We start from the raw sequence: 24648 nt of genomic DNA on the forward strand, positions 1-24648 counted from the left end.
CGACCTGCGGAGCAGGCGAGGATGCGGAAGCGGCGCCGGTCGAAGGATGGGTTTGGCTCATGTAGCCGTTTTGCCTCATCCGTCGCCACCCAACATTAAACTACTTGTAAGTCTGACAAATAAACTTGCGCATGAGATAAGTCGCTGGTGCACAACCAATTCGTGTGATCGGCGGGCTGATCTTTCGAGCGACCTCGATCCACCGCGTCATTCCGGCATTGGTGGAGATCGCCGCTGAACGCCCGTCGCCTCAGACCTCGTCCTGCGACTGCAGTTCGTTGAGGCGAGCCTCCATGCGGCAGTGCAGGCCCGTCGGCTCGTAGTGAATGGTCACCGATCCGCTCGCCGAACCCGGCAGGCCCATCTCGATCAGCCGTGTGCCGAAGCCCTTCTGGGCCGGCGGCTCGACGGCGGGGCCCCCGGCCTCCCGCCAGTCGAGAAGGAGAACGCTCGAGCCATCGGGCGTTTCGCCGACCGTCCACCGCGTCTCGACATTGCCCTCCGGCGCCGACAGCGCACCGTATTTCACGGCATTGGTCGCCAGCTCGTGGCCGATCAGGGCGAGCGAGAGCGAGGCCTTCGGGCCGATCATCACGGCGGGGCCGTTCAGCCGAATCCGCTCGTCGGGATCGTGCGGCGCGACGGCGGCGCGCAGGATGGCCTCGACCGAGCCCGCATCGCGCCGGCCGGCGAGCAGGATGTCGTGCGCCTGCGACAGGGTGCGGATACGCTGACCGAGACTGGCGCGGGCTGTGGCAAGGTCGGGCGCCCCGCGCAGGGTCTGCGTGGCGATCGACTGCACCACGGCGAGCGTGTTCTTCAGGCGGTGCGCGAGCTCGTGGTTGAGAAGCATGCGCTGCTCGTCGTCGCGCTTGCGCCCCTCGATGTCGCTGACGGCGACGACCGCGGCGACCGTCCGGCCATGCCGGTCCTTGACCGCGCTGCCCTGCACCTCGATCCAGCGGCCCCCGTCCTCCGGCCGACCCGTGCGCATTTCCATCGCGGCGCTGTCGGTCGCGCCGCTCGCGATGCGCGCGAGGGGATGGTCGTCGTGCGCCATCGGGGCGCCGTCCTCGCGCAGCCCTGCGAAGAGCGCGTCCGAGATCGCGGGCAGCGAGCCGGGCTCGACACCGAGCAGCCGCCCGAGACGCCGGTTGGCGATGAGGATGCGCCCCGACGGCGCCTCGGCCAGCGCCACGCCGATCGGCATGCTGTCCACGAGCGTGCGGATGCGCGCCTCGTTGTTGCGCAGCGCCTCCTCCTTCGCCAGCCGGTCGCTGACATCGAGGAAGATCACCGTGAAGCGGTCCTCGCCCACCGGCCGGACGATGCCCTCGTACCAGCGGCCGAGCGTGCCGACGCGGCGGGTGAAGCGCCGCGCCTCGCCGGTCTCGACGACCGTGGCGAACTCGTCGATCCACTCCTCCTCGACGCCCGGCAGGACGTCCCGCACGCCGCGGCCGACGGCCGAGCCTTCGGGAAGGCCGGTCAGCGCGTACCAGGCGCGGTTGACCTCCTCGTAGATCCAGTCGACCACGCGGCCCGTCTCGTCGCGCTGGAGGCGACCGAGGATGAAAGCCTCCTCCAGCTGCTCGAAGATCATGCGCCAGCGCGCGTCCGACAGGCGCTCGGCCATCGCCGACATCACGAGCTCGCCGGCCGAGGCGAGGCGTTTGAGGTCTCCGTCCGTCCACGGCCGGGGCTGGTCGTCGATCGCGGCGAGCGCGCCCACCAGTTCGCCGTTGCCGAGCCGCAAGGGAACGCCGAGATAGGCGACGACGCCGAGCGCCTCGACGGCCCCGTTGTCGCAGAAGTCCGGGTCGCGATGGGCGTCCGGCACGATCACGGGCCGGCCGTCCTCGACCACGTGCCGGCAGAAGGACATGTCGAGGGGCGTTGCGCCTTCGCTCGCCCAGGGCTCTCGCAGGCCGGGGCTGGCGGCGAAGAATTGTCGGTCGCTGCCGATCAGCGTGACCAGCGCGACCGGCACGTCGAGCATCACGCGCACGTGCTCGGCGATCAGGCGGAACTGCGTCTCGCCCGCTCGCTCCAGAAGGCCGCTGCGCAACAGCGCCCGCGAGCGCGTGTCGTCACGCCCCGCGAGCAGGCTCGCATCGGGCGTCAGGTCGGATCGGGTTTCGTTCATCGGCCGGTTCTGAAATTCCAAGGCAGGGCATCTAGTCGGCCAACCCGCCGCGGACAGGGGCAACCGGTGCGCCTGTGCCACTTGCGGTTGCCGCGTGGCATCCCGGCGACAGGTGGGCTCCCTGTCATTTTTCCTTGATCGCCTCCATCGCGACGTTGGTGGACGTGCTCGCGACGTAGGGCAGGTTCGAGATCACCTCGCCGAGCACCTGCCGATAGCGCCGGATGTCGCGGGTGCGCACCTTCAGGAGGTAGTCGAAGCGCCCGGCGATGAGGTGGCACTCCTCCACCTCCCGGATCTTCTTCACGGCCGCGTTGAAGGCGCCGAGCGCATCCTCGCCGGTCGAGGATAGCTTCACCTCGGTGAAGGCGACGTGGTCGAGGCCGATGCGGGCGGGGTTGATCACCGCCTTGAACCCGTCGATGAAGCCGCCCTCCACCAGCCGGCGGAAGCGGATCTGGCAAGGCGTCTTCGACAGGCCGACGCGGCTCGCCAGTTCTGTGACGGAGATGCGGCCGTTTTCCGCGAGAATATCGAGCATTCGCCGGTCGAAGGCGTCCAGATCGCCCAGGTGCGGCTCGTCCATGGTTCGTTCGTCCTGTAAACGCCGCCAAGATCGATCCATACGGACCAAACCGGGCTCAACACAAGTCGGATCGCTGGCGAGGGCTGGCGTATGATCCGTACGTCCCATCTGCCGCGCCCGGAGCCCTTCGATGTCCGAGACCCTCGACCGTCCCACCACCGTTCCATCCGACGGGCCGGCGCCGTTCGCGCGGTTTGCGCCGCCGATCTCCGAGCAGACGCCGCTGCGGGCGGCGATCACGGCGGCCTATCGCCGTCCGGAAACCGAATGCCTGCCGCCGCTGGTCGAGGCGGCCCGCCTTCCCGCCGAGCTTCGCGACCCGGTCGTACGCACCGCAAGGGGGCTGATCGAGGCGCTGCGCGCCAAGCACAAGGGCACAGGCGTCGAGGGGCTGGTGCGCGAATACTCGCTGTCGAGCCAGGAGGGCGTCGCCCTCATGTGCCTTGCCGAGGCGCTCCTGCGCATTCCCGACACCGCGACGCGCGACGCCCTCATTCGCGACAAGATCGCCGACGGGGACTGGAAGTCGCATGTCGGCTCCGGCCGCTCGCTCTTCGTCAATGCCGCGACCTGGGGCCTCGTCGTCACCGGCAAGCTGACGACGACGGTCAGCGACCGCACGCTGTCGGCCGCGCTGACGCGCCTCATCGCGCGGGCCGGCGAGCCGGTGATCCGGCGCGGCGTCGACATGGCGATGCGCATGATGGGCGAGCAGTTCGTCACCGGAGAGACGATCGAGGAGGCGCTGAAGCGCTCGAAGCCTCTGGAGGCGCGCGGCTTCCGCTATTCCTACGACATGCTCGGCGAGGCCGCGACGACGGCCGCCGACGCCCAGCGCTATTATCGCGACTACGAGAACGCCATCCATGCGATCGGCAAGGCGTCGGCCGGGCGCGGCGTCATCGAGGGGCCGGGCATCTCGATCAAGCTGTCGGCGCTGCATCCGCGCTACGCGCGCGCGCAGGCAAGCCGCGTCATGACCGAGCTTCTGCCGCGCGTGAAGGCGCTGGCGCTGATCGCCAAGCGCTACGACATCGGCCTCAACATCGACGCCGAGGAGGCCGACCGGCTGGAGCTCTCGCTCGACCTTCTGGAGGCTCTGGCGCTCGATCCGGCGCTGAAGGCGTGGAACGGTCTCGGCTTCGTCGTCCAGGCCTACGGCAAGCGCTGCCCCTTCGTGATCGACTGGATCATCGATCTCGCGCGCCGCGCCGAGCGGCGGATCATGGTGCGCCTCGTCAAGGGCGCCTACTGGGACGCCGAGATCAAGCGCGCGCAGGTCGACGGGCTGAAGGGCTTCCCCGTCTACACCCGCAAGGTCCACACCGACGTCGCCTATGTCGCCTGCGCACGAAAGCTCCTGGCGGCGCGCGACGTCGTGTTCCCGCAGTTCGCGACCCACAACGCGCAGACGCTGGCGGCGATCTATCACCTCGCCGGGCAGGACGCCGCGCCGGACGCCTACGAGTTCCAGTGCCTCCACGGCATGGGCGAGCCGCTCTACGACGAGGTCGTCGGCTCGGAGAAGCTCGGCCGCCCGGCGCGCATCTACGCGCCCGTCGGCACGCACGAGACGCTGCTGGCCTATCTTGTGCGTCGGCTTCTCGAGAACGGCGCCAACTCCTCCTTCGTCAACCGGATCTCCGACCCGAAGGTCTCGGTGGACGCGCTGATCGCCGATCCGACCGAGCTCGTCGCGGCCGAGGCGACGGTCGGCGCCCCGCACGAGGCGATCGCGGCGCCCGCCGACCTCTTCGCGCCCGAGCGCGTCAACTCGCGCGGCCTCGACCTGTCGGACGAGACGGTGCTTGCCCGGCTATCGACCGAGCTTGCCGCGTCCGCGACCCAGCCGGTGTCGGCGCATCCGCTTCTCACCAATGGCGTTGATGGTGCCGGCGGTGCGCCGCGCACGGTCCGCAATCCGGCCGACCACCGCGATGCCGTCGGCACGGTCCGGGAGCTTTCCCCGGATGCGGTCGCGACGGTGCTGCATGCGGCGGCGCGCGGACAGGATTGGAGCGCGCTGCCGACCGCCTCCCGCGCGGCGTGTCTCGAGCGCGCCGCCGACCTGATGGAGGAGCGCATCGGCCCGCTGATGGGCACGATCATGCGCGAGGCGGGCAAGACGGCGGCAAATGCCGTCGGCGAGGTGCGCGAGGCCGTGGACTTCCTGCGCTACTACGCCGCCGAGGCGCGCTCGGGGTTCGGCCCCTCGCACCCGCCGCTCGGGCCGGTCGTCTGCATCAGCCCGTGGAACTTCCCGCTCGCGATCTTCACGGGTCAGGTCGCCGCCGCGCTCGTCGCGGGCAACCCGGTGGTCGCCAAGCCCGCCGAGGAAACGCCGCTGATCGCCTACCAGGCGGTCCGCATCCTCCATGAGGCGGGCGTGCCGGCGCAGGCGCTGCAGTTCGTGCCGGGCGACGGCCGCGTCGGCGCGGCGCTGGTGGCGGCGCCCGAGACGGCCGGCGTCATGTTCACCGGCTCGACCGAGGTCGCGCGCCTGATCGGGGCCGAGCTCTCGACGCGGGTCTCGGCCGCCGGCAAGCCGATCCCGCTCATCGCGGAGACCGGCGGCCAGAACGCGATGATCGTCGATTCCTCGGCACTCGCCGAGCAGGTCGTCGCCGACGTGATCGCCTCGGCCTACGATTCGGCCGGCCAGCGCTGCTCGGCGCTGCGCGTCCTGTGCCTGCAGGAGGACATCGCCGACCGCACGCTCGCCATGCTGAAGGGCGCGATGAACGAGCTCGCCCTCGGACGCACCGATCGCCTCGCCGTCGACGTCGGCCCGGTGATCAGCGAGGACGCGCGCGCCGGGATCGAGGCGCATGTCGAGCGGATGCGGGGCCTCGGCCTCACGGTCGAGCGACTCTCGCTGCCGGAGGAGGCCGCGCACGGCACCTTCGTCGCCCCGGCGCTGATCGAGATCCGGGATCTCGCGCAGCTGCAGCGCGAGGTGTTCGGCCCGGTCCTGCATGTCCTGCGCTACCGCCGCGACGACCTCGACGCGCTGGTCGACGCGATCAACGCCACCGGCTATGGCCTCACCTTCGGCCTCCACACCCGTCTCGACGAGACGGTGGCGCATGTGACCGCCCGCGTGAAGGCCGGCAACCTCTACGTCAACCGCAACGTCATCGGCGCGGTGGTCGGCGTCCAGCCGTTCGGCGGACGGGGCCTGTCGGGCACCGGCCCGAAGGCGGGCGGGCCGCTCTATCTCGGCCGCCTCGTCGCCCGCGCGCCGGTGCCGATGCGCGAGGGCATGCCGCACACCGACGAGGCGCTGATCGATTTCGCGCGCTGGCTCGAGGAGCGCGGCCATGCCGCCGACGGCGCGGCCGCGCGCGACATGGCGGAGCGGTCCGGCATCGGGCTCGTGCGCGAACTGGCCGGGCCGGTCGGCGAGACCAACCTCTACGGGCTCCACCCGCGCGGCCGCGTGCTTCTCGTGCCGGAAACGGAAGCGGGCCTGCGGCGTCTCCTTGCGGCGGCGCTTGCGACCGGCAACACGGTGGTGGTGGACGGGGGCGTGGGCCTTGCGGCGCTCGCCGGTCTGCCGGCCAGCGTTGCCGCGCGCGTCTCCCATGCGTCCGACTGGGCGAAGGCAGGACCGTTTGCCGGGGCGCTCATCGAGGGGGACGCGGCGCGCGTCCGGGACGTCAACGCCCGCATCGCCGCGCTCGACGGCCCGCTCGTGCTTGTACAGGCGGCGACCGGCGAGGCGCTGCGGGACGACCCGGAGGCGATCTGCCTGAGCTGGCTGGTCGAGGAGGTGTCGACCTCGGTCAACACGGCGGCCGCGGGCGGCAATGCCAGCCTGATGACGATCGGCTGACGAAAAAAGGCCGGGGGCGATGCCCTCGGCCCATCCTATCCGACTTGGATGAAGGGGTGAGCTATCAGCCCATCTTCTCCGAGGCGTAGCCGCCGGGCGAGGCCGGGAAGACCACGGTGCGGTCGCCGTTCGGGAAGACGCGGTGATGGATATGCGCGTGGATCGCGCGCGAGAGCACCTGCGCCTCGACGTCGCGCCCGATCGACACGTAGTCCGCCGCCGACTGGGCGTGCGTGACGCGCGCGACGTCCTGCTCGATGATCGGGCCCTCGTCGAGGTCGGCGGTCACGTAGTGCGCCGTCGCCCCGATCAGCTTCACGCCCCGGTCGTAGGCCTGGCTGTAGGGCGCCGCGCCCTTGAAGCTCGGCAGGAACGAATGATGGATGTTGATGATGCGGCCGGACATGCGCTGGCACATCGCGTCCGAGAGCACCTGCATGTAGCGGGCGAGAACGATGAGCTCGGTGCCCGCACTCTCCGCGATCTCGAGGATGCGCGCCTCGGCCTGCGGCTTGTTGGCTTTGGTCACCGGCACGTGGTGGAACGGCAGGTCGTGGTTCACCACGAGCTTCTGGTAGTCGAGGTGGTTGGAGACGACGCCGACGATCTCGATCGGCAGCGCGCCGATGCGCCAGCGATAGAGGATGTCGTTGAGGCAGTGACCGAAGCGCGACACCATGAGGAGGACCTTCATGGGCACGCGCGTGTCGAAGATCTCGTAGGTCATCGAGAAGGGCGCGGCGACGGCTTCGAAGCCCTCGCGCAGCGCCTCCAGCCCGACGCCCTCCTCGGAGCGGAAGCCGACGCGCATGAAGAAGCGGCCCGCCGCCATGTCGTCGAACTGGGCGCTGTCGATGATGTTGCAGCCCTGGCCCGCCAGATAGGTGGAGATGGCGGCGACGATGCCGCGCGCCGTCGGACACGTCACCGTCAGGACAAAAGGCTGCATCGTCGGTCTCGTCAAAGCGGGGGAGGGGCCCGTCGCCGTCGAGGCGCGGGCGGAGGCGGGCAAGGCCCGCCGTCGGGAACGGGGCGTGCCGTCAGCTGTCCATCTTCAAGGCGGCGATGAAGGCTTCCTGGGGGATGTCGACCTTGCCGAACTGGCGCATGCGCTTCTTGCCCTCCTTCTGCTTGTCGAGGAGCTTGCGCTTGCGGGAGGCGTCGCCGCCGTAGCACTTGGCCGTCACGTCCTTGCGCAGCGCCGAGATCGTCTCGCGCGCCACCACCTTGCCGCCGATCGCCGCCTGGATCGGGATCTTGAAGAGGTGGTTCGGGATCAGCTCCTTCAGCTTCTCGCACATGGCGCGGCCGCGCTTCTCGGCCTGCGTCCGGTGCACCAGCATGGAGAGCGCGTCGACCGGCTCGGCATTGACGAGGATCGAGAGCTTCACGAGGTCGCCCTCGCGATAGTCGGCGAGCTGGTAGTCGAACGAGGCGTAGCCCTTCGAGATCGACTTCAGGCGGTCGTAGAAGTCGAAGACCACCTCGTTCAGCGGCAGCTCGTAGGTGACCATGGCGCGCTTGCCGACATAGGACAGGTCGACCTGGATGCCGCGGCGCTCCTGGCAGAGCGTCAGGATGTTGCCGAGATAGTCGTCCGGCGTCAGGATCGTCGCCTTGATCCAGGGCTCGTAGATCGCCTCGATCTGCATCGTGTCCGGCATGTCGGCCGGATTGTGCAGCATCACGGTCTCGCCGTTGCGCATCTTGATCTCGTAGACCACCGACGGGGCGGTCGCGATGAGATCGAGGTCGAACTCGCGGGACAGGCGCTCCTGGATGATCTCGAGATGGAGCAGCCCGAGGAAGCCGCAGCGGAAACCGAAGCCGAGCGCGGCCGAGGACTCCATCTCGAACGAGAAGGACGCATCGTTGAGGCGCAGCTTGCCCATGGCGGCGCGCAGGTCGTCGAAGGCGGCGGCATCGGTCGGGAACAGGCCGCAGAACACCACGGGCTGGGCCGGCTGGAAGCCCGGCAGCATCTCGGCGGTCTGGCGCTTGTCCTCGGTGATCGTGTCGCCGACGCGCGTGTCTGCGACCTCCTTGATCGAGGCGGTGATGAAGCCGATCTCGCCGGGGCCGAGGGCCTCCATGTTGATCATCTTGGGCGTGAAGACGCCGACCCGGTCGACCGGGTACTTGGCGTCGGTGCCCATCATGCGGATGGTCTGGCCGCGCTTCAATTCGCCGTCGATGACGCGCACGAGTACGACGACGCCGAGATAGGCGTCGTACCAGCTGTCCACCAGCATCGCCTTCAGGGGCGCTGCGCGGTCGCCGGTCTTGGGGGCGGGCAGGCGCTTGACGATGGCTTCCAGCACGTCCTCGATGCCGATGCCGGATTTGGCCGAGATCATCACGGCCTCGGAGGCATCGATGCCAATCACCTCCTCGATCTGCTCCTTCACCTTGTCGGGCTCGGCGGCAGGCAGGTCGATCTTGTTGAGGACGGGCACGATCTCGAGATCGTTGTCGAGCGCGAGATAGACGTTGGCGAGCGTCTGCGCCTCTACGCCCTGCGCGGCGTCGACGACGAGGAGCGCGCCCTCGCAGGCCGACAGCGAGCGCGACACCTCGTAGGCGAAGTCGACGTGCCCCGGCGTGTCGATGAGGTTAAGGACGTAGGTCTCGCCGTCCTTGGCCGGATAGGTCAGGCGCACGGTTTGCGCCTTGATCGTGATGCCGCGCTCCTTCTCGATATCCATGTTATCGAGAACCTGCTCCTTGCCCGCCATCTCGCGCGCGTCGAGGCCCCCCGTCAGCTGGATCAGCCGGTCGGCGAGCGTCGATTTGCCATGGTCGATATGGGCGACGATGGAGAAGTTGCGGATGCGGGAAAGAGGCGTCTGGCTCATGCCAAACGCCTATAAGGCTTTGCGGGCCGGACGGGAATGGGGTTTTACGCCGCCATTCCCGTTCGCGAGCGCTTCAGGCGCCGTCGCCGCGGGCGACGCGCCCGCCGCGGCGCTCGCCGAAGAAGAACGGGCGCAGCCGCACGCCGACCGCGTTGCCCGCGAAGGCCGCGACGAGCCACAGCCAGCCGTGCAGCGAGCCGCTCGCGATGCCGGAGAAATAGGCCCCGATGTTGCAGCCATAGGCGATGCGCGCGCCGTAGCCGAGGAGAAGGCCACCGAGGACGGCCGCCATGAGCGAGCGCAGCGGAATGCGAAGGCTCGGGCTGAACCGACCGGCAAGGCTCGCCGCCAGCATGGCGCCCGCGATGATGCCGAAGTCCATCACCGAGGTGATGTCGGCAAAGACGCTCTGCGACAGGGCCCGGGCGTTGGCGGGTGTCTGCCAGTAGGCCCAGGTCGAGGGCTCGAAGCCGAGGATCTCGGCGCCCTTGGCACCCCAGAGCGCAAAGGCCGAGGTGATGCCCCAGGGGCGGCCGGCGAGCGCCAGCGTCACGAAGTTGAGGACCGCGAGCGCCAGCGCCCCGGCGACGAGCGGCCAGGGGCCGCGTGCGAACCGGGAAAAGCCGCGGGTGGCCGGCGCCGCTTCCGTCTCCAGCGCACCGTGGCGGCGACGCTCGGCGAAGAGCGTGACGGCAGCGATCGTGGCGAACAAGGCGAGCGACACGGCGATGCCGGGCAGGGGGCCGAGCGTCTGGACGAGCGAGACCGGCTGGAGGGCCGGCAGCGACAGCCACCAGTCGAAATGCACGGTGGCGAGCGCCGAGCCGACGACGAAGAAGAGGAGCGTCACCAGCATGCGGGCGTTGCCGCCGCCGGCCGTGAACAGCGTGCCCGACGCGCAGCCGCCGCCCATCTGCATGCCGATGCCGAACAGAAACGCCCCGACCACGACGCCGGTCGAGAGCGGCGAGACGAGACCCGTCACCGGCTGGCCGAAGAGCGTGCCGGCACTGAGCGCGGGAAAGAACAGGACGACGGCGAGCGCCAGCATCGCCATCTGCGCGCGCAGGCCGCGCCCGCGACGCTCCAGGATGAAGACACGCCAGGCGGAGGTGAAGCCGAAGGCGGCGTGATAGAGCGTCAGGCCCAGCGCGCCGCCCAAGAGCAGGAGCGCACCCTGGCGCGGGCCATAGGCGGCGCCGAGCGCCAGACTGCCGAGGAGAAGCGCGGCGAGCGCCGCAAGGCCTGGCCCGCCGGGCAAGGCTGTCGGGGCAGGACGAAAGGTGGCGTCTGTCATGCGTTCACTCCAGGCATGACCGAACGGCCATGCAGAAATCAGCGAGGGTCGGGCAGAATGTAAGTGTCCCATAAGATCAGAGCGAGCGAGAGACGTGCGAATTCAAGACGGAATGCGGAAGGATTTTCCTCCGGTCGCCGGAAGCAACTGGTCCTTGTGTGGCGCGATGCGAATACAACTAAATCCTGACCAGTGAATAACGTCAGTGTCCGTTAGGATATCGTGGGCAATTGCGATCTGTCATCGTAGGCTCGTGTTAGTGGTTCCCCAGTAAGCTCGAAAGTCGGTGATCCACTTCCGGCGCTCGAAACTCGTGCAACTCCGCCTCATCAGTTTTGCGAAGGACAAGACCGGGTCCGCGGCGGTCGAATTTGCGCTTGTCGGGTCGCTCTTCCTGACGCTTCTGCTCGGCCACGTCGAGGTCGGCTACCTCCTGTTCCTTCAGCATCGGCTCGACGATGCGACGATCGCGGCGTCCCGGTCCATCATGCTCGGCGTGTCCCAGAGGGCGTCGGACGATACCGTCGAGAAGTTCAAGACGAACCGCATCTGCCCCGCCCTCCGACCCTTCTTCGACTGCTCCCGGCTGATCGTGGAAGGCGGCATCCTGCCGGATTCCGCCCCGGCCTTCGATGCGGACACCTGGAAGCGTCGGGCCGTCGGTTCCCAGTCCAGCGGCCAGTACTGCCTCGGAGCGACCGGTCAGTACATGTTCCTGCGGGTCTCCTACCCGCAGCGTCCGATCGTCGGCCAGATCCTGCCGGCCGGCATGTTCAGCACCTATGGCGGAGAGCGCGTCACCATGCTGACGTCCTACGCGGCATGGCGCAACGAACCCGTGGAAGCCAAGAAGACGGGCCCTTGCCAATGAGGAGGCCGCGCCTTCTTGTCCGACTCGTGCGCCTTCGCAGGGAGGAGGGGGGGACCGCGGCCATCGAGTTCGCGATCATCCTCCCGGTCATGCTGGTCCTGCTCCTCGGGACCTTCGAGATCAGCCGTTACATCTATGCCAGCAACCAGATCGTCCATGCTGTCAGCATGGTCGGCCAGATGGCCTCCCAGCTTCCGGCATCGGCCAAGGCGTCCGACGTGCAGCGCATCTGGAGCGCGGCGCCCCTGATCGCGCCCGAAGCCGGCGCCGTCGCGCGGCGGCTCGGCAGATCGGTCTGGAGCGACGCCCTCACGGTCACGATCTCCAACATCGCATTCGATAAGAGCGATGCCGCGTGCCAGACCGACTGCCAGTACCAGGCGAGCGTCGCCTGGAGCGTCGGTCAGAGCCCTCTCGCCTGTGGCACGATCTCCCAAGGGCAGAAACTTCCCCCGACCGACGCGATCATCCCCACCGAATTCTTCGGCGACGGCAGCGTCATCCTCGTCCAGGCTGCGCTTCCCTACGTCCCGCAACTTGAAGGCACCGCTGGCTTCCTCGACGGCGTGGCCAGGAACTTGACCACCACGCTCAGCGAATCCAGCTGGTTTCTGCCGCGAAACGCCAAACGCATCGCGCTGTCGCCCTCGGCCGGCGGCGGTCCCCGTTCGAACATCTGCCCGGGTTGAGCCCATGACGCAAAAGCGCCCGACATCCTTCGGCAAGGACATCCGCGGCAACGTCGCGACGATCTTCGCGCTGTCGCTCATTCCCCTCATGGGGTTCACCGGGCTTGCGACGGACTATGCAAAATCCGTTCTGGTGAAGCGGCGCCTGGAACTGGCCATCGACAGCGCCGCCTTGGCCGCGGTCCGCAGGACGGTCGAGATCATCAACGACGGCAACCAGACCCAGGCGCAGGCGATCGCGGCGGGCGAGCGCGAAGGCAAGGCCTATCTCGCCGCACAGGCGGTTCGGATCGTCGACGCCTCCCTGAACAGTTCCGACGTGACCGTGACGATCAAGGGCGAGGTCGTATCGTCGGAAACGCGTTACGACGCCTCGGTTCCGACTGTGTTCGCGCAGCTCTTCGACGTCGAACGGTTTCAGGTCGGAGGATCGTCGGGTGCGTCCGTGACCCTTCCGCCCTACGTGAACGTCCATGTGCTCGTCGACATCTCGCAGTCGATGGGGATCGGTGCGACGGCCGTCGACCAGGAGATCATCCGCAACATGCAGGTCCGCCGCTTCAACGGCGGCGGCTCCTGGGTCGGCTCGAACGGCTGCGCCTTCGGCTGTCACATCCTCCAGTCGGAGTTCAAGAGCAACAATCCGGCCTACCCGACCAAGTCGACCTATCAGATGGCGCACGAGAACGGGGCCCGAATGCGCATCGACGTGGTGCGTGACGCGGTCGGGAAGCTCGCCAACAGCCTTCTTCAGCGGGAGGACAAGCGATACCAGGTGGCGCTGCACACGTTCCATTCCTCTTTCAACACTCCTCTTGAGCTGACCGACAGCGCCAGCAAGGCGGAAGCGGCGATCGGGAACCTCGGACCTTCGACGCGCGAAGGCGGCACCAACGCGCATGTCGCGTTCAAGCAACTCCAGGGCATCATCGGAACGCCGGGTGACGGGCTGACCCGTTTGAAAGCCAAGGCGATCGTCGTCGTCATGACCGACGGCACCGAGGACACACAGATGGAGTATCCGGATCGGGACGGGATCACCTGGGATCCCAACTTCGTCTACTTCGAGCCTACGGCCGGAGACTGGGGCGGCCGGATCCAGTCCTTCGATCCAGGCATGTGCGCGCCGCTCAAGACCCGGGGCGTGCGGGTCATCGCCCTCAACACCAAATACCTGATCCCCGTCGGCGACTCGAACCCGAAATTCACGGCGATCCGGGACTGGTTGTACTGGTACATCGAAAACAACATGGCGAAATGCGTAAGCGGAGACGGCGACTACTACGACGCGTCGAGCCCCGCGGATATCAACCGGGCGATCGACCAGATCATCAGTTCGATCTCGAAGCCGCTGGCCCTGACGCACTGACCGCCCCTTGCGGCCCCAGCGCCGGATCATCGCCGGCACGCTCCAGGGCGGGCCCTTGAACGACTGCCGGAGAGCGGTCATCGCACGGCAGCGATGGCTGCGGCTTAGCCGCCCCCGTGCCGGACGTCCGACAGCCCCAGCCAGTTCGCCAGGAGCCGCAGTTCCGCTTCCAGCGCCTCGCGCGTGTCGGGCGGCGTGTCGGGTTCGAGGTGAAGGGCGGGCACGAGGAGGCGGGATCGCGCGCGGTCGGCCTTGAGGTCGACGCGCGCGGCGAGGCGTCCGGCGTGGAGGAAGGGCAGCACGTAGTAGCCGTGCTGGCGCCGGGCGGCCGGCACGTAGATCTCGATCCGGTAGCGGAAGCCGAAGAGGCGCTCGGCGCGTGCGCGCTCCCAGACCAGAGGGTCGAACGGCGCGAGGAGGGCCGAGGCGGCGATGCGGCGGGGCGTGCCGGCCTCCGCATGGAGGAAGGCCTTCGGCCAGCCCGGCACGGTGGCCGGGACCAGCGTCCCGGCTTCCACGAGATCGGCGACGGCGCGTTGCGTCTCCGGGCCGCCGAGGCGGAAGTAGTCTTTGATTTCCCCGAGCGTTGCGATCCCGAGCGCGCGGGCCGAGCGCTCCACGAGGACCCGGTGCGCCTCGCGCTCGTCGAGAGCGGGCAGGGCGAGGACGCTCGAGGGAATCACCCGTTCCGGCAGGTCGTAGACCCGCTCGAAGCCGCGCCGGCGCGTCAGTGTCGTCACGTGGCCGGCGTAGAAGAGCCATTCCAGCATGCGCTTTGGCTCGGACCAATCCCACCAGCCGGTCCGCCCCGTCTCGACATCGGATGCGCCGAGCGGCCCCTCGTCGCGGATGCGGGCGAGGAGCGCCATCGCCTCCGCACGGCGCGGGCCCGCAAAGGCGCGCATGCCGGAATAGCCAGCCTCGCCCCGGTCGGCGCGCGCCATGCGCCAGCGCAGCGCCGGATGAAGGTCGAGCGGAACGAGCGAGGCCTCGTGCGCCCAGTATTCGAAGACGCGCCGCTCCGACACGCGGCTCCAGGCGTCGCGGTCGAGAACCGCGGTGTCGTAAACGCCGAGGCGCGAGAAGGCCGGCAGGTAGTGGGCGCGCGAGAGGACATTGACGCTGTCGATCTGGTGGAGCGCCAGCCGGTCGAGATTGCGGCGCACGTGACGCGTGCCCGCCCGCTCCGGCCGGGGCCGGGCGAAGCCTTGCGCCCCGAGCACGATCCGCCGGGCTTCTGCGGGCGACAGGGAGAGCGTCATGGCGCACGCTCCAGACGCGCGCGCTCGTCCGGCGTCAGCGCGCGCACGGCGCCCTTCGGCAGGTCGCCGAGCGCGAGCGCGCCGATCGACACGCGCACCAGCCGCAGCGTATCAGTGCCGAGCGCGGCGAGAAGCCGGCGGATGTGACGGTTGCGTCCCTCGTCGAGAACGATCTCCAGCCAGGCCGTGCGCTCGCCCTCGCGCAGCAGCCGAACCGAGCGGACCGCGAGATGCTCACCCCGATCCTCGACACCGGCACGGATGCCCGACAGCAGCGCGTCGTCCGCCGGCCGGTCGATCTGCACGTGGTAGGTCTTCAGCACGTGCGAGGCAGGATCGAGGAGGCGCTGCGCGAAGGCCGTGTCGTTGGTGAGAAGCAGCAGGCCCTCACTCGCCTTGTCGAGCCGGCCGACCGGCGAGACATGGGGCAGGTCGAGACCTTCGAGGCAGCGATAGATCGTCTCGCGCCCCTGCGGATCGTCGCGCGTCGTCACGAGGCCGCGTGGCTTGTTCAGCATCAGCGTGACAGGTGTCTCGGCCGCCACGGGCCGGCCGTCCACCTCGATGCGGACGGCGGAGGCAAGCGTGCGATGCTCGGGGTCGCGGACAACGCGGCCGTCGACCCGCACCCGGCCCTCGCGCACCAGAGCCTCGCCTTGCGTCCGCGAGCAGTAGCCGAGCTTGGAGAGGACGCGCGCGATCCCATGGCCGCGGTCGATGGCGGCAGCCGTAGGCGCATTCGTCCGGCTGCCGGGCCGAGCGGGCGGGCGGTCCCTGTATCGCGTCATCGGGCGGGGCGCATGGATTGCGTCATGCCCGCCGGCTTGCCGCAGCCGGGGCCGGCTTGGCAAGCCCTCGCAGACCGTCCCCGGACCCTCCGGCGGCGGGCCGCACGGCGTTTCAGGCCGGAACCGGCTCCGGCGGTGCGGCGGGGTCGGGCGCCTCGGCGGCCAGCGTCCAGAGCCGCGAGATGCGCGCGGCAAAAGCGTCCGGTCGTTCGGCCAGAAGGCGTCCGCAGGTCTCGGCGGCTTGCGCGCGCAGTTCCGCCTGATGGCGATCGAGCAGCGCCAGCACGACGTCGAGATCGACCCGGGCCCCGAACGAGCGCGGATCGGCCAGCATTTCGGCATGGAGCACGGCGTAGTCGTGGTCGCGACCGAGCGCATCGGCGGCGCGATCGGCCTCTTCGCGCAGCGGCGCCAGCGCGGAGGGCCACAGGTCTTCCAGAAGCTTGAGGTGCATGCCGAGATACTTGATGCGCTTGCGCAGGTCGTGGAAGTCCTCGGCATGGCCGCTGGCAAGCGCCGCCTTGAGATCGCGCCGCCCGCGCCGGTAGTTCGCCTCGATGCCGGCGACGATGCGTTCGCGGTTGCGCGCCGCGCGCCGGCCGAAGACGAGGCCGTCCAGCCGCGCGCGGCCCTCCTTCAGACCCTTCAGCGCCTCCGCGGCGCTGTCGGCCGCGCTTCCATCCGCCTCGATCGCCGCCTGCCGCTTCAACTCCAGCGCGGTGCGCACCACGTCGAAGGAGGAACTGGCGACCTCGCCCGAAAATCGCGCCTCCAGCCCGTCGAGCGCCTCGATCAGTGCCGTCCGGTCGCGCACGGCCGAGAGCGTGCGCCCGGCATCGCGGTAGCGCGCGTTCTCGGCCTTTGCGAAATCGGGATCGGCCTCGCGCAGGAGGCGCACGAGCCCGCGCAGCTTCTTCAGCCGCTTGCGCGCCTCGTGCACGGCCTCGTGCCGTCCGTCCTCGCCCCCGGACAGGTCACGGATCGCCTTGTCGATCTGTTCCTGGGCGGCGCGCCGGATCGCGGCGTCGACGGGGGCTCGGGGGTCGATGCGGTAGGCCATGGTCTCCTCGGCGGCCGGCAGGGCACGGCCGAGCATCTAGCGCATGACGGCGGGAAGGGGACCCGGCGTCAACGCTGCGGCGCGTCGCCGTCCGGCCGGCCGTTCAGCGCCATGGCGGCGTTGGTGTAGCGGGGGTCGTCGGTGACCTCCCGGCCGATCCAGTCCGGCAGGTCCACGGCATGTCCGACGGCCGGAAGCTCGATCTCGGCCATGACGAGGGGCGAGAGCGCCCCCTCGAAGACGTCCACCTCGACCGTCAAGTCGCCGAGCGGCACGAGATGGCGGCGCTTTTCGACGACGAAGCCGACGCGGGCGGCTTCGAGCTCGCGCGCGTCGGCTTCGGGGACTTCGTATTCGTACTCGCCGCGGGCGTCGCCCGCGCCGGTCTTGATGGTGATCATCGGCTTTCGCCCCTCGCGCAGCCGGACCCGGACGGTGAGCCCCTCGCGGATGGCGAGGTAGAACTGCCGGACCCGTGTGCCCGCGTCGGCATGGCGGCGCCAGGCGTCGCCGGCCAGGAGGAACTTGCGCTCGATCTCGATACCCATAGCGTCAAGGGTCGGGCGCAAGCGCGTTCCGTCAAGCCTCGGCTCAGTCGTCCTCGACGAAGACTTCCTTGCGCTTGTTCCGGATCGACGGGAGGAGCGCGAAGACGACGCAGGCGAGGCCCAGCGCCAGCAGCGTTGCCGAGATCGGCCGCTCCAGGAACACCATGGCGTTGCCGCGCGAGATGATCATGGCCCGGCGCAGGTGCTCTTCCAGAAGCGGTCCGAGCACGAAGCCGAGAAGCAGCGGTGCCGGCTCGCAGCCGAGGCGGATCAGCACGTAGCCGAGCACCCCGAACAGCCCGATCGCATAGACGTCGAACGGATTGTTGTTGATCGAGTAGCAGCCGATCGCGGCAAACAGCACGATCGCGGGGAAGAGGATGCGGTAGGGGATCGTCAGCATCTTCACCCAGATGCCGATGAGCGGCAGGTTGAGGATGACGAGGAGCACGTTGCCGATCCACATGGAGGCGATAATGCCCCAGAAGAGCGCCGGCTGCGTGTTGATGACGTTGGGGCCGGGCGTGATGCCCTGCAGGATGAAGGCGCCGACGATCAGCGCCATCACGGGATGCGCGGGGATGCCGAGCGTCAGGAGGGGGATGAACGACGTCTGCGCGGCCGCGTTGTTGGCGCTTTCCGGGCCCGCAACGCCCTGGATCGCGCCATGGCCGAACTCGGACTTGTTGGACGCGAGGTTCTTCTCCATCGAGTAGGAGGCGAAGGACGAGAGAACGTGGCCGCCGCCCGGCAGGACGCCGAGGATCGAGCCGAGCGCCGTGCCGCGGATCACCGGGCCGATGATGCGCTTGAAATCCTCCTTGGTCAGCCAGAGGCCGGCCACCTTCTTCACGCCGATCTCGCGTGTCGTCTCGTTCTCGAGGTTGCGGAAGATTTCCGCGACGCCGAAGACGCCGACGGCGATCGAGACGAAGTTGACGCCCTGGTAGAGCTCGAGCTGGCCGAAGGTGAAGCGCGGCGTGCCGGTGTAGATGTCCTGGCCGACGGTGCCGAGCAGGAGGCCGAGGCAGATCATCGCCAGCGCCTTGATGATCGAGCCGTGGGCGAGCGAGATCGAGACAAGAAGGCCGAGTACGATGAGCGCGAAGTATTCGGGCGCGCCGAACTGGAGGGCGACGCGCGCCAGCGGCGGGGCGGCGATGGCCAGCAGCAGCGTCGCCACCGAGCCGGCGAAGAAGGAGCCGAGCGCGGCCGTGGCGAGCGCGGTGCCGGCCCGTCCTTTCCTCGCCATCTGGTAGCCGTCGATCGCGGTCACCGCCGATGAGCTCTCACCCGGCAGGTTGATGAGGATCGCGGTCGTCGAGCCGCCGTACTGGGCGCCGTAGTAGATGCCCGAGAGCATGATGAGGGCGGTGACGGGCGAGAAGGAGAAGGTGATCGGCAGGAGCATCGCGATCGTCGCCGTCGGCCCGATGCCGGGCAGGACGCCGACCAGCGTGCCCAGCAGCACGCCGACGAAGCACCAGAAAATGTTGATCGGGGTGAGCGCCGTTTCGAAGCCGAGCGCGAGATTGGCCAGAAGATCCATCGTGTCCGCGCCTCAGGAGAAGGTGAGAAGGGGGCCGAAGGTCGGCAGGGTGATGCCGAGGCCGACCTTGAAGACCAGCCAGCAGAGCGCCGACATGGAGACCGCGATCGTGAGCGACGAGACGATCGAGTTCTTCGCGGAGGCGAGCGCCACGATCGCGGTGCCGATGAAGACGACCGGCACGAGGCCGAGGAGCGAACCGAACTCGCCAAAGATCACGAGAGCGGCAAGGATCAGGACGATGCCCTTCCAGGGGATCGGGGTCTTCTCGATCCGCTCGTCCTTGCGCAGGCCGCCGAAAGCGATCATCGCGCCGAAGATCGCGAGCAGGATCGCGAGCGTCATCGGGATGAAGCCGGGTCCCATGCGGATCGCCCGGCCCATGTCGTACTTCGAGGCCTCATATGCGAAGCCCGCGGCGATGGCCATGAAGATCAGGCCCGCCAGAAGATCACGGCGCGATTTCGCGCCTTCGGTTGCTTGCATGAAATGGTCCCCCCGGACGGATACGATCGGACGAGCCGGCCGGGGCGAACCCCGGCCGGACGGCACTGTCTGTGAGCCGTGGAAGGCCGGTCAGTCGGCGTAGGTGCCGGCAGCCTGGATGATCGGACGCCAGAGCTCGATCTGCGAGGTCAGCTGCGCCTTCAGCGAGTCCGGGGTCGCCTCCGCGGCCGAGACCGGCGCGGTGCCGAGTTCGGCGAAGCGCGCCTTGACGGTGTCGTTGGCCAGCGCCTTCTGCAGGGCGCCCTCGAGCTTGGCGATGATGGCGGGATCGGTGCCGGCCGGCGCGTAGAGCCCGTGCCAGACGCCGATCTGCATCTTGTCGAGGCCGACTTCCTTCGTGGTCGGAAGCTCGGGGAGCGAGGCGACGCGCTCAGGCGTGGTCACGGCATAGGCCTTCACTTCGCCGGCCTTGATCTGGTTGGTCGTGTTGGTGGTCTGGTCGCACAGGACGTCGACTTGACCGCCCACGATGTCGGTCATCGCCGGGGCGGCGCCCTGGTAGGGCACGGTGATCATCTGAACGCCGAGCGCTTCCTGCAGGAGCATGCCGCACAGGTGCGAGGCCGAGCCGATGCCGGCATGCGCATAGGTCGTGTCCGCGCCGTTCGCCTTCAGGTAGGTGATGAGGCCGGCGGCGTCTGACGGCTCGAGGTCCTTGCGCGCGACGATGGTCATCGGCACCGAGGTCACCTGACCGATCGGCGCGAAGGCCTTGAGCGGATCGAAGGCGAGCTGGCGGTAAAGGGTGGGCGCCGTCGACATGCCGATATGGTGGAGGAGGAGCGTGTAGCCGTCGGGCTTGGCCTGGGCCACCTGGCCGGCGCCGAGCGTGCCGCCCGCGCCGCCGACGTTCTGCACCAGCACCTGCTGGCCGAGCTCGCTCGTCATGGTCTGCGCGATCAGGCGCGTCACGGTGTCGGTCGGACCGCCGGCGGAGAACGGCACCACGATCGTGATCGGCTGCGTCGGGTAGTCCGCCTGCGCGGATGCGGCGGATGCGGCAGCCAGAACGGCGATCGAGGCGAGGAGCCCCTTCCAAATCGTCGACATGATTCCTCCCAGAGTGTCGGCGCGCCGGAGAGCTTGGCGCAGAGCCGGACAGCACAGGATTTGTGACGGTTTGTCCAGTCGTGTTCTGTCGACAAGCCGTGGGAAAACCACGGTTTTCGACGATTATCAGCGATATACTGGTATTGTATCGTTTGAAAGGAAGGCTTGCATAGTTCTGTTGCGGCGTCGGAGGCAGTTAGTCAGAGGAATGTGAGCGCTTTTCATGGCGTGTTCACCAGACCGCTGCGAACAACTTGCAGGCGCAAGTGCGATCACGAGTTCGTCAGGCAACCTCCGTAGTCGGACAAGAAAAAACCCTGCAGCCGGATCGGCGCAGGGTTCGCTCATGTCGGTCGTCGCCCCGTTTCGCCAGTGCATCCGTGGTCGAAGCGGGAAGACGGGAGAAGGTCTAGCGGATCGAGCTTGCTCGAAGCTTGCCTTTCGAAGGAGGCCCGCCGACGGATCGGCGGGGAGATCGGGAAGGCCCGTCCCGTTCGGGAAGGCCGGACCCCGGATGGGCTCAGAGAGCCTTGAGGTTCTGCGCCGCGAGCTTGCCGGTCTTGCGGTCGGCCACGAGCTCGAAGCTGACCTTCTGGCCGTCGGTCAGGCCATCGAGGCCCGAGCGCTGCACCGCCGTGATGTGCACGAAGGCATCCTGACCTCCGTCATCGGGGGCGATGAAGCCGAAGCCCTTGTCGGAGTTAAACCATTTCACGGTTCCCGTAGCCATGGGACACCTTTCTACGCAAGCGTTCGTCGGCGGCCTTCCGGCGCGCTCCAGTTTCGAGTATCGCGATGAAACGGGAGAACCGGCACTGCGCCAACGGCGCAAGGCCCAAGCGTCCGGCCATCTTTCGACCATTCCGATATGCCCTCGCCGGACCAAAAAGGCAAGTCGTCGTTACGTCCGGGCGAGGCAATGATTCTTGCCCTGGCCTCGCATGCGCGCGTGTGCCGCAGGATCTTATGTGGTTGCCGAAGCATTGGTGCGGGGATGACCCACTTGCCCACGCCTGCGGCGCGTTCCTGTATCTCGTTCGATCGACCGGAGGTCCCATGCTGAACCGGGTGAAGCCGGCCGAAGACCCCGGCGTCGTGAGGCCCGGGCGGCCGGGCCCCCTGCCGCTCGAAAACTACAGCGCGCTCGGCGACGGTCGCAGCGTCGCCCTCGTCGGGACCGACGGCTCGATCGACTGGTGGTGCGTGCCGAACATGAACTCGGCTCCGATGCTGGATCGCGTCCTCGACGAAAAAAGCGGCGGGTTCTTTTCGCTGACCCCGGTCGGCGATTTCACGTCGCACCGCGCCTACCGGCCGGACTCCAACGTCCTTGAGACGGTCTTCGAGACGCCGCACGGGCGGGCCCGCCTCGTGGAGGCGCTGAACAGCGGGTCGGGCGGACGCCTGCCCTGGTGCGAACTGGCGCGCCGGATCGAGGGGCTCGAGGGCGAGGTCACCTTCGAGATGCGCCTCGTCTTCGGCACGCAGGCCGACACGATCTGCCCGTTCCTCTACACCAACGCCAATGCCACCACCTTCCATGCCGGATCTGTGATCGGGCTCCTGCGCGTGAGCGACGGTGTGCAGATCGAGGAGGAGGGCGACAGCGAGATCCGGGGCCACGTCACGGTCGGAGCCGGGGCGCGCGAGATCGTCGCGATCGTGGCCGGCGAGGATGAGCCGCTGGTGGTCGAGGACCCCGAGCGGATCAGCGCCCGCATCGACGTGACCGACAACGAGTGGCGCCAGTGGGCGAACGGCGTGCGCTTCGAGGGATCGTATCGCGCCGAGGTGATGCGCAGCGCGCTGGCGCTGAAGCTCCTTCTCTACTCGCCGACCGGCGCGATCGCCGCAGCCGCCACGACGTCGCTGCCCGAAGGCATCGGCGGCGAAAAGAACTACGACTACCGCTACGCCTGGGTGCGCGACGCGTCCTACACGATCAAGGCCTTCCTGCGTATCGGCGCGATGGCGGAGGCCAAGGGTGCGTTCACCTGGTTGATCAAGCGGCTGGCCGAGCATGGCGCGCTCGTCTGCTACACGCTGGAAGGCGAGCGCCTGCCGGCCGAGGAGACCGTGATCGACCTGCCGGGTTATCGCGGCAGCCGTCCCGTTCGACGCGGCAATCAGGCGGCGGGACAGCACCAGCACGGCATCTACGGCGACATCTTCGAGACCGCCGCGCGCTTCGTCGCGGGCGGGCATGTCCTTGACCCGCGCAGCGCCGCCGTCCTCGCGGGCGTTGCCGACCGGTGCGCGGAGACCTGGCGCCAGCCCGATTCCGGCATCTGGGAATTGTCCGAGCGCCGGCACTACACGATGTCGAAGATCAGCGCGTGGCAGGCGCTCGCCCGCGCCGTGGAACTCGCCGATGGCGGCCACATCCCCTCAACCTGCCGCGAGCGCTGGGCGCGCTCGCGCGACCGGATCGCCGAATGGGTGGACGCCAACTGCTGGTCGGAGCGCGATCAGGCCTACGTCATGGTGCCGGGCGAGAGCGGCCTCGACGCTTCGCTGGCGCTCGCCGTCCGCTTCGGCTTCGACGGCCGCGAGCGGCTGGAAAAGACGCTGCGCGCGCTCGACAAGCGCCTGCGCAAGGGCCTGTTCCACTATCGCTACCACGGCGTCGAGGACCACGAGGGCTGCTTCCTCGCCTGCACCTTCTGGATCATCGAGGGGCTGGCGCTGCTCGGACACCGCGACGAGGCGCGCCTGCGCTTCGACGAGGTCCTGTCGGCACTGGGCGACCGGGGGGCGGGCATCCTGGCGGAGATGGTCTATCCCGAGACGCTCGCCTATCTCGGCAACATGCCGCAGGGGCTCAGCCATCTCGCCCTGATCCAGACCGCGGCCACGCTCGACGGCTGCGCCCTCTGACGGCGTCGCTTCACCGGCGTTCCGTAGCGGCAACGAAAGATTAGCGCGCCGCCGCTAGGGTCCGGCACAGAATCACCGGACCACCATCCAGCCGCGCGAGCCATGACCCGCGCGGTTCAGGGCGCGTCATGACGGCACTCGACCTCGGAACCGTCCTGGTTCTGCACAAGACCTCGCTGCTGGCCGGAGCCGGCGGGCTGCTCCTGCCGTGGCTCGGCGGCGGGCGCCCGCGCGGCGTCGGCACCCTCGCAGTCGGCTATCTCCTTCTCGCGCTCGGCGCCTTTCTCGCCGGGCTCGGCGAGTTCGGCGCGATCAGCGCCGAGACGTGGCGCAGCAGCAGCCTCGCCCTCGCGGTCTTCGCCTACACGCTGATCTACTGCGGCATCCGCCGGCTCGACCGCCCCGCCGGGCGCGCTCTCTGGCTCCTCGCGGCGTCTCCGGTGGTTCTCGTCGTCGGCCTGCTGACCCCCGTCTTCGACGACAACACGCTGCGCGCCTCCGCCTTCCACGCGGTGGCGGCGCTTGCCGGACTGGCATCGGCCATTTCGCTGATCCGGGCCGGCCGGCGCGAGCGGCTCGCCTCGCGCGCGCCGCTCGCCTTTGCGCTCGGCGCCTGCGGGCTGGTCTACGGCATCCAGTTCCCGTTGATCGCACTCGGCTTCAGTTCGCCCGGCTCGATCGCGATCGGGTTCGCCGTCACGATGATGCTGAACTTCTCGATCGCCGCGCTCGTCGTGTCCTTCGTGCGCGAGCGCGGCGAGGAAACCGAGCGCCGGCGTTCGGTAACGGACGCGCTCACCGGCGTTCTCAACCGCCACGGATTTCGCGATGCGGTGCCCGAGTTCGTGCCCGAGGGCGCGGCGATGCTCCTTCTCGATCTCGACCACTTCAAGTCGATCAACGACCGCTTCGGCCATGCCGGGGGCGATGTCGTGCTGACGCGCCTGTCGCGCATCGTGGAAGCGTGCCTTGAGCCCGGCGAAATCCTCGCGCGGCTCGGCGGCGAGGAGTTCGTCGTGTTCCTCCCCCATGGCGGTAGCCGAGCGGGGGACCTCGCCGAGACGGTGCGCATACGGTTGGCCGATGCCGTGATCGACTGGCGCGGCGAGCGTATCGCGGTCAGCACCAGCGTCGGCGTGGCGCATGCCTCGCCGCGAAGGAGCGAAGGTCGAGAGGCGCTTCTCGCCTGTGCCGATGCCGCGCTCTACCGCGCCAAGCGGCTCGGCCGGAACCGGGTGGAGATCGACGGCGCCGCGCTGTCGGACGATGCGGAGCGACCATCCGCTTCCTGGCAGGGCGTCACACCGCACTTCGCGCCGGGCTGAGCGACCGCGGCGTCTGCCCGTCGTCGCGTCGAAC

The 24648-nt window shown here is 68.8% G+C and carries 19 protein-coding genes; 6 read left to right on the forward strand and 13 right to left on the reverse strand.

Annotated elements, in window-relative coordinates:
* Window positions 1-250 precede the first annotated feature (250 nt).
* Together BM175_RS09005 and BM175_RS09010 are read right to left on the reverse strand one after the other, a co-directional pair.
* Complete coding sequence (locus BM175_RS09005; protein WP_090962177.1) at window positions 251-2146, reverse strand: HWE histidine kinase domain-containing protein; 1896 nt, start codon at window positions 2144-2146, stop codon at window positions 251-253.
* 124 nt (window positions 2147-2270) lie between these two features.
* Window positions 2271-2732 carry an Lrp/AsnC family transcriptional regulator gene (locus tag BM175_RS09010; protein WP_090962179.1) on the reverse strand — a complete coding sequence of 154 codons (462 nt, stop codon included), beginning with the start codon at window positions 2730-2732 and terminating at the stop codon, window positions 2271-2273.
* Between the two features lie 130 nt (window positions 2733-2862).
* On the opposite strand from BM175_RS09010, the gene putA reads away from it, so the two are divergent.
* The gene (putA, locus tag BM175_RS09015; RefSeq protein ID WP_090962181.1) at window positions 2863-6567 is read left to right on the forward strand and encodes a trifunctional transcriptional regulator/proline dehydrogenase/L-glutamate gamma-semialdehyde dehydrogenase; all 3705 of its coding nucleotides are present in this window, start codon (window positions 2863-2865) and stop codon (window positions 6565-6567) included.
* Between the two features lie 64 nt (window positions 6568-6631).
* Here the strand turns inward: putA and purU are convergent, their stop codons facing one another.
* The 3 genes from purU to BM175_RS09030 form a co-directional block, all read right to left on the reverse strand.
* A complete protein-coding gene (gene purU / locus BM175_RS09020) occupies window positions 6632-7516 on the reverse strand; it encodes a formyltetrahydrofolate deformylase (protein WP_090962183.1) in 885 nt (294 codons plus the stop codon).
* A 91-nt stretch (window positions 7517-7607) separates the two neighbouring features.
* Window positions 7608-9422, reverse strand: coding sequence for a translation elongation factor 4 (gene lepA, locus BM175_RS09025; RefSeq protein WP_090962185.1), 1815 nt, complete (start codon window positions 9420-9422; stop codon window positions 7608-7610).
* 73 nt (window positions 9423-9495) lie between these two features.
* A complete protein-coding gene (locus BM175_RS09030) occupies window positions 9496-10719 on the reverse strand; it encodes a YeeE/YedE family protein (protein ID WP_090962187.1) in 1224 nt (407 codons plus the stop codon).
* Between the two features lie 313 nt (window positions 10720-11032).
* Between BM175_RS09030 and BM175_RS09035 the strand changes: the two genes are divergently transcribed.
* From BM175_RS09035 to BM175_RS09045, 3 genes are read left to right on the forward strand one after another with little or no spacing between them, the layout of a single operon-like run.
* Entirely contained in the window at window positions 11033-11590 is a 558-nt protein-coding gene (locus tag BM175_RS09035; RefSeq protein WP_175526807.1) for a TadE/TadG family type IV pilus assembly protein, read from the forward strand.
* The gene (locus tag BM175_RS09040; protein ID WP_183193299.1) at window positions 11587-12279 is read left to right on the forward strand and encodes a TadE/TadG family type IV pilus assembly protein; all 693 of its coding nucleotides are present in this window, start codon (window positions 11587-11589) and stop codon (window positions 12277-12279) included. Before BM175_RS09035 ends, BM175_RS09040 begins: the two co-directional genes overlap by 4 nt.
* 4 nt (window positions 12280-12283) lie before the next feature.
* Entirely contained in the window at window positions 12284-13648 is a 1365-nt protein-coding gene (locus tag BM175_RS09045) for a TadE/TadG family type IV pilus assembly protein (RefSeq protein WP_090962193.1), read from the forward strand.
* A 104-nt stretch (window positions 13649-13752) separates the two neighbouring features.
* On the opposite strand, the gene BM175_RS09050 is transcribed toward BM175_RS09045, so the two are convergent.
* The 8 genes from BM175_RS09050 to BM175_RS09085 form a co-directional block, all read right to left on the reverse strand.
* Window positions 13753-14910, reverse strand: a complete 1158-nt coding sequence (locus BM175_RS09050; protein WP_090962195.1) for a winged helix-turn-helix domain-containing protein — start codon at window positions 14908-14910, stop codon at window positions 13753-13755.
* Window positions 14907-15698: a pseudouridine synthase gene (locus BM175_RS09055; protein ID WP_090962197.1), complete on the reverse strand. Its 792-nt coding sequence runs from the start codon at window positions 15696-15698 to the stop codon at window positions 14907-14909. The genes BM175_RS09050 and BM175_RS09055 overlap by 4 nt, the downstream gene beginning before the upstream one ends.
* A gap of 112 nt (window positions 15699-15810) precedes the next feature.
* Window positions 15811-16794, reverse strand: a complete 984-nt coding sequence (locus tag BM175_RS09060; protein ID WP_090962199.1) for a CHAD domain-containing protein — start codon at window positions 16792-16794, stop codon at window positions 15811-15813.
* Window positions 16795-16826: 32 nt separating this feature from the next.
* The gene (locus tag BM175_RS09065; protein WP_244545937.1) at window positions 16827-17327 is read right to left on the reverse strand and encodes a CYTH domain-containing protein; all 501 of its coding nucleotides are present in this window, start codon (window positions 17325-17327) and stop codon (window positions 16827-16829) included.
* A gap of 22 nt (window positions 17328-17349) precedes the next feature.
* Complete coding sequence (locus tag BM175_RS09070) at window positions 17350-18855, reverse strand: tripartite tricarboxylate transporter permease (protein WP_090962202.1); 1506 nt, start codon at window positions 18853-18855, stop codon at window positions 17350-17352.
* 12 nt (window positions 18856-18867) lie between these two features.
* On the reverse strand, window positions 18868-19341 hold the full coding sequence (locus BM175_RS09075; RefSeq protein WP_090962204.1) for a tripartite tricarboxylate transporter TctB family protein: 474 nt from the start codon (window positions 19339-19341) through the stop codon (window positions 18868-18870).
* A 90-nt stretch (window positions 19342-19431) separates the two neighbouring features.
* On the reverse strand, window positions 19432-20412 hold the full coding sequence (locus BM175_RS09080) for a tripartite tricarboxylate transporter substrate-binding protein (protein ID WP_090962206.1): 981 nt from the start codon (window positions 20410-20412) through the stop codon (window positions 19432-19434).
* 520 nt (window positions 20413-20932) lie between these two features.
* The gene (locus BM175_RS09085) at window positions 20933-21142 is read right to left on the reverse strand and encodes a cold-shock protein (RefSeq protein WP_055890979.1); all 210 of its coding nucleotides are present in this window, start codon (window positions 21140-21142) and stop codon (window positions 20933-20935) included.
* Window positions 21143-21468: 326 nt separating this feature from the next.
* Here BM175_RS09085 and BM175_RS09090 point away from each other — a divergent pair, with 326 nt between their 5' ends.
* Entirely contained in the window at window positions 21469-23289 is a 1821-nt protein-coding gene (locus tag BM175_RS09090) for a glycoside hydrolase family 15 protein (RefSeq protein ID WP_090962209.1), read from the forward strand.
* Between the two features lie 128 nt (window positions 23290-23417).
* Window positions 23418-24614 (forward strand): GGDEF domain-containing protein, encoded by a 1197-nt coding sequence (locus BM175_RS09095; RefSeq protein WP_090962211.1) that lies wholly within the window; start codon window positions 23418-23420, stop codon window positions 24612-24614.
* The last annotated feature ends 34 nt before the right edge of the window (window positions 24615-24648 follow it).

The sequence above is a fragment of the Aureimonas phyllosphaerae genome, assembly GCF_900113065.1.
GTDB classification, from domain to species: Bacteria; Pseudomonadota; Alphaproteobacteria; order Rhizobiales; family Rhizobiaceae; genus Aureimonas; species Aureimonas phyllosphaerae.

Excerpts from the sequence above, each read along its gene's own strand:
- BM175_RS09005 (WP_090962177.1), bottom strand. The coding sequence starts at position 2,146 with ATGAACGAAACCCGATCCGACCTGACGCCCGATGCGAGCCTGCTCGCG.
- BM175_RS09010 (WP_090962179.1), bottom strand. The coding sequence starts at position 2,732 with ATGGACGAGCCGCACCTGGGCGATCTGGACGCCTTCGACCGGCGAATG.
- putA (WP_090962181.1), top strand. The coding sequence starts at position 2,863 with ATGTCCGAGACCCTCGACCGTCCCACCACCGTTCCATCCGACGGGCCG.
- purU (WP_090962183.1), bottom strand. The coding sequence starts at position 7,516 with ATGCAGCCTTTTGTCCTGACGGTGACGTGTCCGACGGCGCGCGGCATC.
- lepA (WP_090962185.1), bottom strand. The coding sequence starts at position 9,422 with ATGAGCCAGACGCCTCTTTCCCGCATCCGCAACTTCTCCATCGTCGCC.
- BM175_RS09030 (WP_090962187.1), bottom strand. The coding sequence starts at position 10,719 with ATGACAGACGCCACCTTTCGTCCTGCCCCGACAGCCTTGCCCGGCGGG.
- BM175_RS09040 (WP_183193299.1), top strand. The coding sequence starts at position 11,587 with ATGAGGAGGCCGCGCCTTCTTGTCCGACTCGTGCGCCTTCGCAGGGAG.
- BM175_RS09045 (WP_090962193.1), top strand. The coding sequence starts at position 12,284 with ATGACGCAAAAGCGCCCGACATCCTTCGGCAAGGACATCCGCGGCAAC.
- BM175_RS09050 (WP_090962195.1), bottom strand. The coding sequence starts at position 14,910 with ATGACGCTCTCCCTGTCGCCCGCAGAAGCCCGGCGGATCGTGCTCGGG.
- BM175_RS09055 (WP_090962197.1), bottom strand. The coding sequence starts at position 15,698 with ATGACGCGATACAGGGACCGCCCGCCCGCTCGGCCCGGCAGCCGGACG.
- BM175_RS09060 (WP_090962199.1), bottom strand. The coding sequence starts at position 16,794 with ATGCTCGGCCGTGCCCTGCCGGCCGCCGAGGAGACCATGGCCTACCGC.
- BM175_RS09070 (WP_090962202.1), bottom strand. The coding sequence starts at position 18,855 with ATGGATCTTCTGGCCAATCTCGCGCTCGGCTTCGAAACGGCGCTCACC.
- BM175_RS09075 (WP_090962204.1), bottom strand. The coding sequence starts at position 19,341 with ATGCAAGCAACCGAAGGCGCGAAATCGCGCCGTGATCTTCTGGCGGGC.
- BM175_RS09080 (WP_090962206.1), bottom strand. The coding sequence starts at position 20,412 with ATGTCGACGATTTGGAAGGGGCTCCTCGCCTCGATCGCCGTTCTGGCT.
- BM175_RS09085 (WP_055890979.1), bottom strand. The coding sequence starts at position 21,142 with ATGGCTACGGGAACCGTGAAATGGTTTAACTCCGACAAGGGCTTCGGC.
- BM175_RS09090 (WP_090962209.1), top strand. The coding sequence starts at position 21,469 with ATGCTGAACCGGGTGAAGCCGGCCGAAGACCCCGGCGTCGTGAGGCCC.
- BM175_RS09095 (WP_090962211.1), top strand. The coding sequence starts at position 23,418 with ATGACGGCACTCGACCTCGGAACCGTCCTGGTTCTGCACAAGACCTCG.